Source organism: Burkholderia sp. Ac-20345, from assembly GCF_017104825.1.
GTDB classification, from domain to species: domain Bacteria; phylum Pseudomonadota; class Gammaproteobacteria; order Burkholderiales; family Burkholderiaceae; genus Burkholderia; species Burkholderia lata_B.
In genome coordinates this window covers 1-14,631 of the sequence record NZ_JAAGPO010000039.1, presented here as the reverse complement: position 1 = coordinate 14,631, position 14,631 = coordinate 1, and the positions used below count along the sequence as shown (strand labels likewise).

The following is a 14,631-nucleotide window of genomic DNA, read 5'->3' as shown; positions in this document are numbered from 1 at the left end:
GCGCGATGCAAAATTCGACCGTTATCAACGCCCCCGTCAAGACGTCCCAGCCGCTGCAGCCGCCGCGCCTCGGCGATGAAATCCTGCGCGTCGAGCACGTGAACCGCGGCTTCAACAAGTCGCAGGGCGAGCTGCTCGTGCTCGACGATGCGAACCTGTCGCTGCGCGAAGGCGAGATCGTCGGCCTGCTCGGCCGTTCCGGCTCGGGCAAGTCGACGTTGCTGCGCATCATCGCCGGGCTGATCGAACCGACCGGCGGTGAAGTGACCTATCTCGGCCAGCCGCTGCGCGGCCCGGCCGAAGGTGTCGCGATGGTGTTCCAGACCTTCGCGCTGTTCCCGTGGCTCACCGTGCTGCAGAACGTGGAAGCCGGCCTCGAAGCGCTCGGCGTCGGCGCGCGCGAGCGGCGCGAGCGTGCGCTCGCCGCGATCGACCTGATCGGTCTCGACGGCTTCGAGAACGCCTACCCGCGCGAGCTGTCGGGCGGCATGCGCCAGCGCGTGGGCTTTGCGCGCGCGCTCGTCGTCGATCCGACGATCCTGCTGATGGACGAGCCGTTCTCGGCGCTCGACGTGCTGACGGCCGAGACGCTGCGTACCGACCTGCTCGACCTGTGGACGCAAGGCCGGATGCCGATCAAGTCGGTGCTGATCGTCACGCACAACATCGAGGAAGCCGTGTTCATGTGCGACCGGATCCTCGTGCTGTCGTCGAACCCGGGCCGCGTGATCGCCGAGATCAAGGTGCCGTTCAAGCATCCGCGCAACCGGCTCGACACCGATTTCCGCAAGCTCGTCGACGACATCTACGCGAAGATGACGGCCCGCCAGACCAACGAGGCGACGAAGAAGGGGCTCGAGCTCGGCAGCTGGATGCCGCGCGTGTCGACCAACCTGATGGCCGGCCTGATCGAGACGCTCGCGATGGCGCCGTACCACGGTCGCGCGGACATGCCGGAAATCGCGCGTACGCTGCACCTCGAGGTCGACGAATTGTTCCCGATCGCCGAAGTGCTGCAGCACCTCGGTTTCGCGGACGTGCGGGAAGGCGACGTGTTCCTCACGCCGCCTGCGCGCGTGTTCGCGGAATTCGGCACGCAGGAACGCAAGCTGATGTTCGCGGATCATTTGCTGAAGCACGTGCCGCTTGCTGCGCGGATCCGGAAAGTGCTGAACGAGCGCCCGGGCCATCGGGCGCCGCGCGTGCGCTTCGAGCAGGAGCTGGAGGATTTCCTGTCGGACGAAGCGGCTGAGGAAACGCTTGATGCGGTGATTGACTGGGGCCGTTACGGCGAAGTGTTCTCGTACAACGACAAGACCGAGGTGTTCAGCCTCGAGGATGTCGAGAGCTGAAGCCTGCGCCCGAATGGCGAGTCATCGTCATTCGGGCAAATCGCGCTGGTTGGTGTCCTGTTCGATGCCGCCCGTGTTGAGATGCTCGATCTTCTCCATCCGCTGCCTTGCCATCTCCGGCAACTGGTTCGTCACGCCGATCACGAGCGCTTCGGCGAGTGCGAGCGCCGGCACGTTGGTCTGCAGCATCGCGAACGGCTGCCCGCGGATGCGCAGCACGATCTCGGCAAACTCGCCGATCGGCGAGTGCCACTCGTCCGTGATCAGCAGCACGCGCGTGCCGAGCCGATGCGCGGCCTGCGCGAACCGGATGCTGTCCCGCTGATAACGGCGGAAATCGAAAATGACGAGCACATCTCCGGGTCCCATGTCCGCCAGCGCGATCGACGCGAGGTTCACATTCGGTTCGACATGCTGAACGTGTGGCCGCGCGTACGCGAGCGTGAACGAAAACAGCGAAGCGAGCGGCGCGGTGTAACGCCCGCCACCGCAAAAGACACGCACATCCGGATTGGCCAGCAACGCCACTGCCGCGTCGAACGCTGCTGCATCGAGCCCTTCGATCGTGGTGGCCAGCGACTCGGACAGCCGCTGGAAAATCGCCGCATGACTGTCGCGCATGCCGCCGGCCGAGTGGAACGCATCCATCCGGGCGAGCGGAGAATTCATCGCCGTGTCGATTTCGCCGTACAGCGCCTGCTGGAACGACGGGTAATTCGGAAAGCCGATCCGGACGACAAAGCGAAACACGGTCGGATCGCTGACTTCAGCCTGTTTGGCAAAGCTCGCAATCGGCCCGAGCCCAAGGCTCGGGTAGCGGTCCAGCAACGCCTGCGCGACCTTCTGTTCCGACGGCGTGAAGCTATCCATCTGGGATAACAGCAACGCCCTGATGCTCGTCCCCATCGGGCACTCCAGCTCTCTGATCTGAATGACAAACGGCAGACGGGTGTCTGCCGGCGACTCCACGCATGTTAGCCGATCGATGTGCGGCGGGCCGTGCACGCTCCGAAATTAGAGGGACGCATCACAACGCAGACCGGCTCATTCGTCATTGTAATAAAACAAACATTGATAAATGACCGGTTCGGCGAATATTCGTTCTTTGTTCAGTGATAACCCTAGGTTTTTGCGCAAAAAAGCGAGTGATATGATCGCGGCCTCGCTGGGATGTATTGTTCATTACACGCGTCGATTGACGCGTCGACACGTGTCGATGCGGCGTCGCGTTCCGGCACGCCACGGTTTTTTTGTCTGGAGGATCCCGTCATGAGGCGGCTCGTAGTACTCACCCTGTTGTCAGCCATGAGCGTGTGCGCGTTCGCCGCTTCGGACCCCGCGGTCGAAGCGAAGAACGGCATGGTTGTTTCGTCGCAGCACTTCGCGTCGCAGATCGGCGTCGACATCCTGAAGGAAGGCGGCAACGCGGTGGACGCGGCAGTGGCGGTCGGCTACGCGCAGGCCGTGACCAACCCGTGCTGCGGCAACATCGGCGGCGGCGGCTTCATGACCGTGCACCTGGCCGACGGTCGCGACCGCTTCATCAATTTCCGCGAAACCGCGCCGGCTGCGGCCTCCGCGAATATGTATCTCGATGCGAAGGGCAACGTCATTCCCGACGACAGTCTGTACGGCTATCGTGCGGTCGGCGTGCCGGGCACGGTCGCCGGCCTCGACCTCGCGCAGCGCAAGTACGGCAAGCTGACGCGCAAGCAGGTGATGGCGCCGGCGATCCGGCTCGCGCGCGACGGCTTCGTGCTGACGCGTGGCGATACGGACATCCTCGACACGACGATCGACCGCTTCAAGAAGGATCCGGATGCGGCACGCATCTTCCTGCGGCCGGACGGCACGCCGCTGCAGCCGGGCGACCGCCTGGTGCAGAAGGACCTGGCCCGCACGCTCGAGCGCATCGCGGAGCAGGGGCCCGACGCGTTCTATCACGGCGAGATCCCGAAGATCGTCGAGGCTGCGGCGAAGCGCGGCGGCGGCCTGATCACGGCGGCTGATTTCGCGTCGTACCGCGCGCAGGACATGGCGCCGCTGACGTGTTCGTATCGCGGCTACGAGTTCGTGTCGGCTCCGCCGCCGAGCTCGGGCGGCGTGACGATGTGCGAGACGCTGAACATTCTCGAAGGGTACGACATGCGCAAGCTTGGCTACCATTCGGCCGCGGCGGTTCACTACATGACCGAAGCGATGCGGCACGCATACGAAGATCGCAACACGCTGCTGGGCGACCCGAACTTCATCGACAACCCGGTCGCGAAGCTGACGAGCAAGGAATACGCGGCGCAGATCCGCAAGAGCATCCATTCGGATACGGCAACGCCGTCGGTCGACGTGCAGCCGGGTGTCGGCGTGCACGAGAAGCCGGAGACGACCCACTATTCGATCATCGACAAGGACGGCAACGCGGTATCGACGACCTACACGGTCAACGGCCGCTTCGGCGCCGTGGTCATCGCGCCGGGCACGGGCTTCTTCCTGAACGACGAGATGGATGACTTCACCGTGAAGGTCGGCGCGCAGAACCTGTTCGGTCTCGTGCAGGGCACGCGCAATTCGATCGCGCCGGGCAAGCGTCCGCTGTCGTCGATGGCGCCGACCATCGTGAAGAAGGACGGCAAGGTGTTCATGGTGGTCGGTTCGCCGGGCGGCTCGCGCATCATCACGATCACGCTGCAGACGGTGCTGAACGTGATCGACTACGGGATGACGCCGCAGGACGCGGTCACCGCGCCGCGCATCCACCACCAGTGGCTGCCCGACGAGGTCTATTACGAAACCTACGGCCTGTCGCCCGACACGCTCGCGATCCTGCGCAACATGGGCTACAAGATGGTCGAGCAGACGCCGTGGGGCGCCGCCGAGCTGATCATGGTCGGCCTGCCTGGCACCGAAGCGGCGAGCCGCCAGAGTTCCGGGAACGATTCGTCCGTGTCCGGCAACGTGCGTGTCGGCTTCATCTACGGCTACAACGATCCGCGCCGTCCGGCCGGATCGGCAATCGGTTACTGACCTGATCGCATCATGCTGAATCGCTGCCGCCGGCATTCGCCCCCGTGCGAATGCCGTTGCGGGCGGCAGCACGTCGGTTCGCGGGCATCCGCGAGCCCGACCGGCGCCGGCGCCCGTGCCCGACACACCGGGCACGTCCGGCTCGCCACGCGCGCTCCCTGGAATGGCGCGGGACGCGTGCCTTTCATCCGTCAACTTCTTCCCGTGCTTTGGATTCCGTTATGAACAAACGAATGTCAGCAGCAGGCTGGATCCTGCTCGCGATGGCGGCCGGCATCCTGATCGGCTACATGATCTTTACGCAGTTGCCGGACAAGCAGTCCGCGGCGGAGATCGCCGGCTACATCTCGCTGGTGTCCGACGTGTTCCTGCGGCTGATCAAGATGGTGATCGGCCCGCTGGTGTTCTCGACGCTGGTCGTCGGCATCGCGCATATGGGCGACGCGTCGTCGGTGGGCCGCGTATTCGTGAAGGCGCTCGGCTGGTTCGTCACCGCGTCGCTGATCTCGCTGTTGCTCGGCCTGCTGATGGCGAACCTGCTGCGTCCGGGCGAGAACCTCGGCTTGCCGCTGCCGGATATCGGCGCGTCCGCGCATCTGGCGACGTCCAAGTTCACGCTGAAGGATTTCGTCGGCCACATGGTGCCGAAATCGATCGCCGAGGCGATGGCGAACAACGAGATCCTGCAGATCGTCGTGTTCTCGATGTTCTTCGGCGTCGCGCTCGCGTCGCTTGGCGAACGCGGCAAGATTCTCGTCGCGGCGATCGACCAGCTCGCGCACGTGATGCTGAAGATTACCGGCTACGTGATGAAGCTCGCGCCGCTCGCGGTGCTGGCGGCGATGGCGTCGACCGTCGCGATCAACGGCCTGTCGATCCTGCTGAAGTTCGCGGTGTTCATGGGCGACTTCTACCTGAGCCTGTTCCTGCTGTGGGGCACGCTCGTCGCTGCCGGGCTCCTGTTCCTCGGCCGCCGCGTGTTCAAGCTGCTGGTGCTGATCAAGGAAGCGTTCATGCTGTCGTTCGCGACCGCGAGCTCGGAAGCCGCGTATCCGAAGATCCTCGATGCGCTCGACCGTTTCGGCGTGCGCCGCAAGATCTCGAGCTTCGTGATGCCGATGGGCTATTCGTTCAATCTCGACGGCTCGATGATGTACTGCACGTTCGCGTCGCTGTTCATCGCGCAGGCTTACGGCATTCACCTGTCGCTCGGCACGCAGGTGACGATGCTGCTGATCCTGATGCTGACGTCGAAAGGCATGGCCGGCGTGCCGCGTGCGTCGCTCGTCGTGATCGCCGCGACGCTGCACCAGTTCAACATCCCGGAAGCCGGGCTGCTGCTGATTCTCGGCGTCGATACGTTCCTCGACATGGGCCGTTCGGCCACGAACGCAGTGGGCAACTCGATCGCCAGCGCGGTGGTCGCGAAGTGGGAAGGCGAGCTGATGCCGGAAGCGGAAGCCGAAGCGAATGCGGCGCGGCTGGATGCGGAAGCCGAAGCACGCATGAACGAGGCGGTTCGCGATACGGATCGCGTCACCACTGCCTGAAGCGGAATCCCGGGTCGAATCCCGGGCTTTCAGGCCGCCTCGGCGGGGCGGGCCGCGTCGATGCACGCGGCCAGCACCATCGCGGCGGCGTTGCCCGGCGTCGAGCCGAGCAATTGCGGTGCAAAGACACTGTCGCCGATCTCGATCGGCTGCCCCGACAGCGCGCACACGCCGCGCTTGCGCGTGGTGAACAGCCGCCACTTCTGATAACCGTAGTGCCCGGTGCATGCGTCGCGCCATGAAATCATCACGGTGTCGGCCGTGGGCCGCTCGAGCACGCTGATGGACGGCTTGCTCGTCGCATCCCACGACGGCAGCCGGTCGCGCGTGACGCTGCGTCGCCGCGGCATGCCCCACGAGACGGACGGCATGTCGAAACTGCTGATCGCGGCGACGGTCATGAGCCAGGGTGCCAAACGGTTGTTCATGTCAGTTTTCCTCGAAACGTTACGCGACACCGCCGCACGCGGCATCACGACAGGCGGATGCGCGGCTGCACGCAGCCGTTGATCCGTTCGGCGATCCACAGCAGGGTCGCCTTGGAGAAGCCGTGCAGCGCCTGCTGGTGCCGCCGGTAGAGCATCAGGTGGCTGAACTGCGCGAAACGCCCCTGGATGAAGCCGCCGCGAAAGAACCCGAACTGCCCGAGCGTGCCGAACGCGTCGTAGTCGCTGATCGACACGAGCGCGCCGAAATCGTGGAACGCGAACGGCGGAATCGGCGTGCCGTTGAGCCACGCGGACAGGTGCTTCGCGAGATGTTCGGCCTGCTGCGTCGCGACCTGCGCGGTGGGCGGCAGCGGCCGTTCCTGTCCGTCGGGCAAGAGGCTTGCGCAATCACCGATCGCGAATATGTGTTCGTCGCCCGTTGCCTGCAGCGTCGGCCCGACGACGATCTGGTTCGCGCGATTCGTGTCGAGCCCGTCGAGCGCCTGCATGAAATCGGGTGCCTTCACGCCGGCCGCCCAGACCATCAGGTCCGCTTCCGCAAATGAACCGTCGCCGTAGTGGAAGCCGTTCGCGTCGGCGGACGTGACGCGGGTCGACGTCAGCACGTGAAAGCCGATCTGTTCGAGCCGCCGCTGCGCCGACGCGGAAATCCGCGGCGGAAACGCGGCGAGGATGCGCGGGCCGCTTTCGAGCAGCGTGAGCTGCAGCCGCTCGCGCACCGTCGCGTCGCCGTACGCCTGCGCGACTTCGAGCAAGCGGCTCAGCTCCGCCGCGAGTTCCACGCCGGTCGCGCCCGCGCCGACAATCGCGACGCGGAACGGCTCGTCGCGCGCGATGCTGCGAAATACGCGCATCCGCAACGCTTCGTTGAAGGTCTCGGCCTGCTGCTGGCTGTCGATGAAATAGCAGTGCTCGCGCACGCCCGGCACGCCGAAATCGTTGGCCTGGCTGCCGAGCGCGAGGATCAGCACGTCGTATTCGAGTTCGCGTGCGTCGAGCACCAGTTCGCCGTCCTGCGAGCGGATCTCGCCGAGCTGCACGCGACGGCGTGCGCGATCGAGCCCCTTCAGTTCGCCGGGCTGGTACGCGTAGCCGTGGTCGCGAGCATGGGCGAGGAAGATCACCTGCTGCTGCTGCACGTCGCGCGTACCGGCTGCGATGGTGTGCAACATCGGCTTCCAGATGTGGGTCGGGCTGCGGTCGACGACGGTGACCTGTGCGCGGCCCGACTTGCCGAGGCGCTCGCCCAGGCGGGTGGCGAGCTGCAGTCCGGCGATCCCTCCGCCGACGATGACGATGCGTGTAAGGGTTGTCATGGATAAATCATCACGTGATGAATAATGTATGATCCTAGCGCTTCCCGGCTTCGCGTGTCAACGGAGCGGGGCAGGTCACCCGTTTTTCGGTGCCGCTAAAGCGGGGCCGGAACGGGCGTATTCGAATCATTCAAGGAGAGCAGGAAGACGTGACTGAAGTCACTGAGCGCGCGCCGGCCAAGCGGCGTATGCGAGGGCGGCCGCTGGCCGGGGCGTCCGTGGGGCCGGACGTGATATTGCGGGCCGCGCGTCGCACGTTCGCGAAGCGTGGCTACGACGCAACGAGCGTGCGCGAAGTCGCGCGCGAGCTGGGGGTCGACGCGGCACTGATCGCGCACCATTTCGGTACGAAGGAAACGTTGTGGCTGGCGGTTGTCGAGCAGATCGCCGAGCTGGCCGAGCCGATGTTCGACGGGCTGCGCGCGTTGCGCACGTCACCGCTGTCCCATCGCGACCGCGTGCTGCGCGCGATCGAGCTGTGTGTCGAGCACGAGTTCAACGAGCCCGACATGGGTATGTTCTTCTCGACGGCGGCGACCGAAGTGGGCGGGCGGCTCGACCGGCTGCAGGAGCGGATCGTGCGCCCGTATTACGACGTGCTGTTTCCGTTGTTGTCGGACGGCGTCGAGGCCGGCGTGATCCGCCCGGTCGATCCGACCGTGCTGTTCTTCATGTTTGCGAGCGCGATCGGCACGACGGTGTCGTACAGCCACATGATGCTGGAGTACACGTCGCTGCCCACGCAGCAGGACGCGTTCCGGAAGGCCGTGGTGGACGTCGCGTTCAACGTCGTCGGCGGCTGAGCACGGCGCGCGCGATGCGCGTGGTCACGTCGCCGGCACCAGCCACAGTTCGCGCACCGCGCTTCGCGCGGTCTCGCGCAACGCATCGATGAGAGCGGCGATGGCGCTCGGTACGCGATCGCCAGTTCGTACGCGAGCGGGTTGCCCGCATCCTTCAGTTCGCAAAACGCAATGCCTTGCGGCTGCATCGGCACGAACCGGCGCGGCCGGGCGCGCCACGCCCGGCCGGCCGGTCATTCGATATCCGCGGGCGGCTTGTCGCCGAGCCAGCGCCGCGCGCCGGGCCCGTTGCGGCCCGCGCGGTCTTCCGGGTTCGTCAGCTTGCAGCGCTTCAGCGACAGGCAGCCGCAGCCGATGCATTCGTCGAGGTTGATGTAAAGGCGCTGCAACTCCTCGATCCGGCTCGCGACGCGCTGCTTCCAGCCGCGCGACAGCCGCTGCCAGTCCTTGTTGCTCGGTGCGGTGTCCTCGGGGAGGCTGACGAGCTGCTCGGCGATCTCGTCGAGCGTATAGCCGATCTTCTGCGCGAACACGATGAACGCGATCAGCCGCAGCACCGCGCGCGAATAGTGGCGATGGCTCGAGCCGTTACGATGCGACTTGATGAGCCCGCGCGTCTCGTAGAACCGCAGTGTCGACGCCGGCACGCCACTGCGCGCGGCCACTTCGCGAATCGACATCAGCGGCCATTGCGGGATTTCCTGGATACCCATGTTGCCCCTCCGGGAAAACTTGACTTGAAGTTAACTTCAACTTTTATGCTACGCGGCAGTTTAACCCGTCGCGAGGCATCATGCTCTCCTTATCCCTACGCAGGACGTCGCCTTTGGGCGCGGTCTGTGCACTGTTGCTGGCGTTGTCGGGCTGTCACGACGGCAAAGGCGCATCGTCGGCCCAATCCCTTCCCGAAGTCGGCGTTGCCACCATCGCGCCGCGCACGATCCGCCTCGCGGACGAATTCAACGGACGCGTCGAAGCGGTCGATGCGGTCGAACTGCGGCCGCGCGTGAGCGGCTATCTGCAGCGCGTCGCCTACAAGGAGGGTGACCTGGTCGCGCAGGGCGCGCTGCTGTTCGAGATCGACCCGCGCCCGTACCGGATCGCACTCGATCGTGCGAATGCGCAGCTGCAGCGGGCTCGCGCGGCCGCGAGCCTCGCGAACGTGCAGCTCAAGCGCGTGCAGACGCTGATCGATGCGCATGCGACGTCGCAGGAAGAACTCGACAACGCGCGCGCCACGGCCGAGCAGGCGCGTGCGGACCTGCAGGCGGCCGACGCGGCCGTCGCCGACGCGAAGCTCAATCTCGGTTTCACCGAAGTGCGAGCGCCGATCGCGGGCCGTGTCGGCCGCGCGGTCGCCACCGTCGGCAACCTGGCGCGCGCGGACGACACGCTGCTGACGACCGTCGTGTCGCAGAACCCCGTCTACGTGTATTTCGACTGCGACGAACAGAGCTACCTGCGCTACAACGCGCGGCGCGCCGATCCGAAACACCGTGCGATCGGCGCCGATCCGGTGCGCGTGGGCCTCGCGAACGAGACGGGCTTCCCGCATGCGGGCACCGTCGACTTCCTCGACAACCGGCTCGACCCGCAAACGGGCACGATCCGCGCGCGCGTGCGGCTGCCGAATGCGGACCATACGTTTACGCCGGGCTTGTATGCGCGCGTGCAGCTCGTCAGCGGCCGCGACCAGGATGCGCTGCTCGTCGACGACAAGGCTGTGCTCACCGACCAGGATCGCAAGTACGTGTACGTGATCGGGCCCGGCGACAAGGCACTACGCCGTGACGTGACGATCGGGCGAGGGCTGGACGGCGAGCGGATCATCGAGAAGGGGATCCAGGCGGGCGACCGCGTGGTCGTCGACGGCATGCAGCGGATCTACTATCCGGGCGCGCAGGTGAAGCCGAAGGCGCTGCCCGTACGCGCTGACGCCGGCAACGGCGCAGGCAACGGGTCGGGCAACGGTACGCAGGCTGTCGCCGACGCCGGCGCGCCGGCCGCGCAGTGACGGGAGACAGGCAATGGATTTCTCCCGATTCTTCATCGACCGGCCGATCTTCGCGGTCGTGCTGTCGATCGTCATCTTCGCGATCGGCCTGATCTCGATCCCGATGCTGCCCGCCGGCGAATACCCGGAAGTCGTGCCGCCGAGCGTCGTCGTGCGCGCGACGTACCCGGGCGCGAACCCGAAGGAAATCGCCGAATCGGTCGCCGAACCGCTGGAAGAGGCGATCAACGGCGTCGAAGGCATCATGTACATGAAGTCGGTTGCAGGTTCCGACGGCAGCCTGCAGGTCGTCGTCACGTTCCTGCAGGGCGTCGATCCCGATACCGCTGCCGTGCGCGTGCAGAACCGCGTGAGCCAGGCGCTGTCGCGCCTGCCCGACGAGGTGCGCCAGTACGGCGTGACCACGCAGAAGCAGTCGCCGACGCCGCTGATGTACGTGAGCCTCTATTCGCCGGACAACAGCCGCGATTCGCTGTACCTGCGCAACTACCTGACGCTGCACGTGAAGGACGAGTTGTCGCGGCTCACCGGTGTGGGCGATGTTGGTTTGTCCGGTGCCGGCGACTATGCGATGCGGCTGTGGCTCGACCCGAACCGGCTCGCGTCGCGCGGGCTGACCGCGAGCGACGTGATTGCCGCCGTGCGCGAGCAGAACGTGCAGGTGTCGGCCGGCCAGCTCGGCGCGGAGCCGTCGCCGAAGAAAAACGACTTCCTGCTGTCGATCAACGTGCGCGGCCGGCTGCGCACGGTGCAGGAATTCGGCGACATCGTGCTGCGCAACGGCGACGACGGCCAGGTCGTGAAGCTGTCCGACGTCGCTCGCATCGAGCTCGGCGCGGGCGACTATACGCTGCGCTCGTATTTCAACGACAAGCAATCGGCCGTGGTCGGCATCTTCCTGTCGCCGGGCGCGAACGCGCTCGAGGTCGCGAAGGCCGTGTATGCGAAGTTCGACGAACTGTCGAAGCGCTTCCCGCCCGGCGTCGCGTACCGTCCCGTGTGGGATCCGACGGTGTTCGTGCGCGAATCGATCCGCGCGGTGCAGCACACGCTGATCGAGGCCGTCGTGCTGGTCGTGCTCGTCGTGATCCTGTTCCTGCAGACGTGGCGCGCGTCGATCATTCCGCTCGTCGCGGTGCCGGTGTCGGTAGTCGGCACGTTCGCGTGGCTTTATCTGCTCGGCTATTCGATCAACACACTCACGCTGTTCGGGCTCGTGCTCGCGATCGGGATCGTCGTCGACGATGCGATCGTGGTCGTCGAGAACGTCGAGCGCAACATCGCGCAGGGCCTGAGCCCGCGCGACGCCGCGCACCAGGCGATGCGCGAGGTGTCGGGGCCGATCGTCGCGATCGCGCTCGTGCTGTGCGCGGTGTTCGTGCCGATGGCGTTCATGTCCGGCGTCACGGGCCAGTTCTACCGGCAGTTCGCGGTGACGATCGCGATCTCGACGGTGATCTCCGCGATCAACTCGCTGACGCTGTCGCCCGCGCTCGCCGCGAAGCTGCTGCGTCCGCACGGCGCGCCGAAGGATGCGCTCACGCGCGGGCTCGACCGTGCGTTCGGCTGGCTGTTCCATCCGTTCAACCGCTTCTTCGACCGTAGTTCCGATCGCTATCACGGCTTCGTGTCGCGCACGCTGAAGCGGCGCGGGGTGGTGTTCGCGGTCTACGCGGCGCTGCTCGCGGCGACCACGCTGCTGCTCAACGCGGTGCCGGGCGGCTTCATCCCCGTGCAGGACAAGCTGTATCTGTTCGCGGGCGCGAAGCTGCCGGAAGGCGCATCGCTCGCTCGCACCAGCGAGGTGACCGAGCAGATGACGAAGATCGCGCTCGGTACCGACGGTGTCGAGATGGTGCCGGCGTTTGCCGGGCTGAATGCGCTGCAGGGCGTGAACACGCCGAACATCACGAACTCGTACGTGATCCTGAAGCCGTTCGACCAGCGCCACCGCAGCGCCGCGCAAATTAACGCAGATCTGAACGCACGCTTCTCGGCCATCGGTGGCGGCATTACCTATGCGCTGATGCCACCGCCGATCCAGGGCCTCGGCAACGGCTCGGGGTATTCGCTGTACCTGGAGGATCGCGGCGGGCTCGGCTACGGCGCATTGCAGAACGCGCTTACCGCGTTCCAGGGTGCGGTCGCGAAGACGCCGGGGATGAGTTACCCGGTCAGCTCGTACCAGGCGAACATCCCGCAGCTCGAGGTGAAGGTCGACCGCTTGAAGGCGAAGGCGCAGGGCGTCGCGCTGACCGACCTGTTCAGCACGCTGCAGGTCTATCTGGGCTCGATGTACGTGAACGATTTCAACCTGTTCGGTCGCGTGTACCGCGTGATGGCGCAGGCGGATGCCGGCCACCGGCAGACGGCCGCCGACATCGCGAACCTGCGCACGCGCAATTCGAAGGGCGAGATGGTGCCGATCGGCTCGATGGTGACGGTGGTGCCCGCGTACGGGCCCGACCCGGTGGTGCGCTACAACGGTTATCCGGCCGCGAACCTGATTGGCGACGCCGATCCGAAGGTGATGTCGTCGTCGCAGGCGATCGAGAAACTGCAGCAGATCGCGAAGGAAGTGCTGCCGCCGGGCATTACGCTCGAATGGACCGACCTCAGCTACCAGCAGGTCACGCAGAGCAACGCGGCGATCGTCGTGTTCCCGCTCGCGGTGATGCTCGTGTTCCTCGTGCTCGCGTCGCTGTACGAGAGCTGGACGCTGCCGCTCGCGGTGATCCTGATCGTGCCCGTGTGCATCTGCGCCGCGCTGTTCGGCGTGTGGCTGTCGGGAGGCGACAACAACGTGTTCGTGCAGGTCGGTCTTGTCGTGCTGATGGGGTTGGCGTGCAAGAACGCGATCCTGATCGTGGAGTTCGCGCGCGAACTCGAAATCCAGGGCAAGGGCGTGATCGAAGCCGCGCTCGAAGCGTGCAAGCTGCGGTTGCGCCCGATCGTGATGACGTCGGTCGCGTTCATCGCGGGCTCGGTGCCGCTCCTGATCGGCGGCGGCGCGGGCAGCGAAGTGCGGGCGGCCACCGGCATCACCGTGTTCGCGGGGATGCTCGGCGTCACGCTGTTCGGGCTGTTCCTGACGCCCGTGTTCTATGTGGCGATCCGCAAGCTCGCGGGCGGCACGCCGGCCGTGTGGAGCGAACACCACGGCACCCTCGAAGGAGAAAACCGATGAGCGCCGCTTTCCGTCTTTCCGCGCTCGCGATGTCGGTGACGCTCGCCGCGTGCGCGGTCGGCCCCGATTTCAAGCGGCCCGACACGGCCACGGCCGCGCGGTTCGCCCGCGACGCGCATCCGGCTGCGCCGCGCGATGCGTCGCCGTCCGGTACGACGCCGGATACGCCGCCCGACGCGTCGGCCGATGCCGCGTTCTGGCGCGGCTTCGGCGATCCGGCGCTGACGCAGCTGATCGACACGGCGCTCGCGGCGAACCAGGACCTGCAGGTCGCCGTATCGCGCTACGACGCGTCGAATGCGCTGCTGTCGCAGGCCACGTTCGACCGCTATCCGACGATCACCGCGAGCGGGCAGATCGGCCATCAGCTGATGAGCAAGGACCAGGCGTTCGGCGCGTCGCGTAGCCAGCGCGATACGCCGATGTCCAGCGTCGGGATCAATGCCGCGTGGGAGCTCGACCTGTTCGGCCGCGTGCGCCGGTCGATCGAGTCGCAGCGTGCGGAAACGGCTGCCAGCGCGGCGGACGTGCGTGCGGTACGCGTCGCGATCGCCGGCGAGGTGGCGAGCACGTACGTCGATCTGCGCGGCTCGCAGGAGCGGCTGCGGATCGCGCGCGAGAACGCCGACAACCAGAAGCAGACGCTTGCGCTGATCAACGCGCGCGTCGGCGCGGGGCGCGGCTCCGAACTCGATGCGGCGCGGGCGCGCGCGCAGTACGAATCGACGACGTCGCGGATCGCGGTATACGAAGCGGCGATCGGCGTCGACGAGCACCGGCTCGCGGTGCTGACCGGGCAGACGCCGGACGCGCTGATCGGCCGCTTCGACCTCCCGAAGGCAGCCGTGTCGGCGGGCACGCCCGTGCCGCTGCCGGTGCTGGCCGCCGACATCGATCCCGGCACGCCGGGCGACCTGCTGAGGCGGCGGCCCGACGTCG

At 66.3% G+C, this 14,631-nt stretch carries 11 protein-coding genes and 1 pseudogene; 7 read left to right on the top strand and 5 right to left on the bottom strand.

The genetic code is table 11. From position 1 onward, the window contains the following. Nucleotides 1-5 precede the first annotated feature (5 nt). Complete coding sequence (locus tag G3O06_RS16375; protein WP_174911905.1) at nt 6-1,352, top strand: nitrate/sulfonate/bicarbonate ABC transporter ATP-binding protein; 1,347 nt, start codon at nt 6-8, stop codon at nt 1,350-1,352. A 27-nt stretch (nt 1,353-1,379) separates the two neighbouring features. Here G3O06_RS16375 and G3O06_RS16370 read toward each other — a convergent pair whose 3' ends face one another. Further along, the gene (locus G3O06_RS16370) at nt 1,380-2,258 is read right to left on the bottom strand and encodes a MurR/RpiR family transcriptional regulator (RefSeq protein ID WP_205816764.1); all 879 of its coding nucleotides are present in this window, start codon (nt 2,256-2,258) and stop codon (nt 1,380-1,382) included. Between the two features lie 363 nt (nt 2,259-2,621). Here G3O06_RS16370 and ggt point away from each other — a divergent pair, with 363 nt between their 5' ends. Both ggt and G3O06_RS16360 read left to right on the top strand, forming a co-directional pair. Further along, nucleotides 2,622-4,373 (top strand): gamma-glutamyltransferase, encoded by a 1,752-nt coding sequence (ggt, locus tag G3O06_RS16365; protein WP_174911881.1) that lies wholly within the window; start codon nt 2,622-2,624, stop codon nt 4,371-4,373. A gap of 221 nt (nt 4,374-4,594) precedes the next feature. Then, the gene (locus G3O06_RS16360) at nt 4,595-5,923 is read left to right on the top strand and encodes a dicarboxylate/amino acid:cation symporter (protein ID WP_174970403.1); all 1,329 of its coding nucleotides are present in this window, start codon (nt 4,595-4,597) and stop codon (nt 5,921-5,923) included. Nucleotides 5,924-5,952: 29 nt separating this feature from the next. Here G3O06_RS16360 and G3O06_RS16355 read toward each other — a convergent pair whose 3' ends face one another. Further along, nucleotides 5,953-6,351 (bottom strand): DUF3331 domain-containing protein, encoded by a 399-nt coding sequence (locus tag G3O06_RS16355; RefSeq protein ID WP_174980619.1) that lies wholly within the window; start codon nt 6,349-6,351, stop codon nt 5,953-5,955. Nucleotides 6,352-6,395: 44 nt separating this feature from the next. After that, a complete protein-coding gene (locus G3O06_RS16350) occupies nt 6,396-7,688 on the bottom strand; it encodes an NAD(P)/FAD-dependent oxidoreductase (protein WP_205816763.1) in 1,293 nt (430 codons plus the stop codon). Nucleotides 7,689-7,837: 149 nt separating this feature from the next. Between G3O06_RS16350 and G3O06_RS16345 the strand changes: the two genes are divergently transcribed. Next, nucleotides 7,838-8,491 (top strand): TetR/AcrR family transcriptional regulator, encoded by a 654-nt coding sequence (locus tag G3O06_RS16345; RefSeq protein WP_174970406.1) that lies wholly within the window; start codon nt 7,838-7,840, stop codon nt 8,489-8,491. Nucleotides 8,492-8,515: 24 nt separating this feature from the next. Here the strand turns inward: G3O06_RS16345 and G3O06_RS49985 are convergent. Then, a pseudogene (locus G3O06_RS49985) lies at nt 8,516-8,713 on the bottom strand (LysR family transcriptional regulator); the annotation flags it as partial. Nucleotides 8,714-8,724: 11 nt separating this feature from the next. Further along, nucleotides 8,725-9,204 carry a redox-sensitive transcriptional activator SoxR gene (gene soxR / locus G3O06_RS16340; RefSeq protein WP_174970407.1) on the bottom strand — a complete coding sequence of 160 codons (480 nt, stop codon included), beginning with the start codon at nt 9,202-9,204 and terminating at the stop codon, nt 8,725-8,727. Nucleotides 9,205-9,284: 80 nt separating this feature from the next. On the opposite strand from soxR, the gene G3O06_RS16335 reads away from it, so the two are divergent. The 3 genes from G3O06_RS16335 to G3O06_RS16325 all read left to right on the top strand — a co-directional run. Then, on the top strand, nt 9,285-10,505 hold the full coding sequence (locus tag G3O06_RS16335) for an efflux RND transporter periplasmic adaptor subunit (protein WP_205816762.1): 1,221 nt from the start codon (nt 9,285-9,287) through the stop codon (nt 10,503-10,505). A 13-nt stretch (nt 10,506-10,518) separates the two neighbouring features. Continuing rightward, nucleotides 10,519-13,692 (top strand): multidrug efflux RND transporter permease subunit, encoded by a 3,174-nt coding sequence (locus G3O06_RS16330; protein ID WP_174911860.1) that lies wholly within the window; start codon nt 10,519-10,521, stop codon nt 13,690-13,692. Further along, nucleotides 13,689-14,631, top strand: a 943-nt coding sequence (locus G3O06_RS16325) for a TolC family protein (protein WP_205816761.1), incomplete at its 3' end; no start/stop codon positions are given. The genes G3O06_RS16330 and G3O06_RS16325, both read left to right, overlap by 4 nt.

Bases quoted from the DNA above. Each gene is read 5' to 3' on its own strand.
- G3O06_RS16375 (WP_174911905.1), top strand. From the start codon at position 6: ATGCAAAATTCGACCGTTATCAACGCCCCCGTCAAGACGTCCCAGCCG.
- G3O06_RS16370 (WP_205816764.1), bottom strand. From the start codon at position 2,258: ATGGGGACGAGCATCAGGGCGTTGCTGTTATCCCAGATGGATAGCTTC.
- ggt (WP_174911881.1), top strand. From the start codon at position 2,622: ATGAGGCGGCTCGTAGTACTCACCCTGTTGTCAGCCATGAGCGTGTGC.
- G3O06_RS16360 (WP_174970403.1), top strand. From the start codon at position 4,595: ATGAACAAACGAATGTCAGCAGCAGGCTGGATCCTGCTCGCGATGGCG.
- G3O06_RS16355 (WP_174980619.1), bottom strand. From the start codon at position 6,351: ATGAACAACCGTTTGGCACCCTGGCTCATGACCGTCGCCGCGATCAGC.
- G3O06_RS16350 (WP_205816763.1), bottom strand. From the start codon at position 7,688: ATGACAACCCTTACACGCATCGTCATCGTCGGCGGAGGGATCGCCGGA.
- soxR (WP_174970407.1), bottom strand. From the start codon at position 9,204: ATGGGTATCCAGGAAATCCCGCAATGGCCGCTGATGTCGATTCGCGAA.
- G3O06_RS16335 (WP_205816762.1), top strand. From the start codon at position 9,285: ATGCTCTCCTTATCCCTACGCAGGACGTCGCCTTTGGGCGCGGTCTGT.
- G3O06_RS16330 (WP_174911860.1), top strand. From the start codon at position 10,519: ATGGATTTCTCCCGATTCTTCATCGACCGGCCGATCTTCGCGGTCGTG.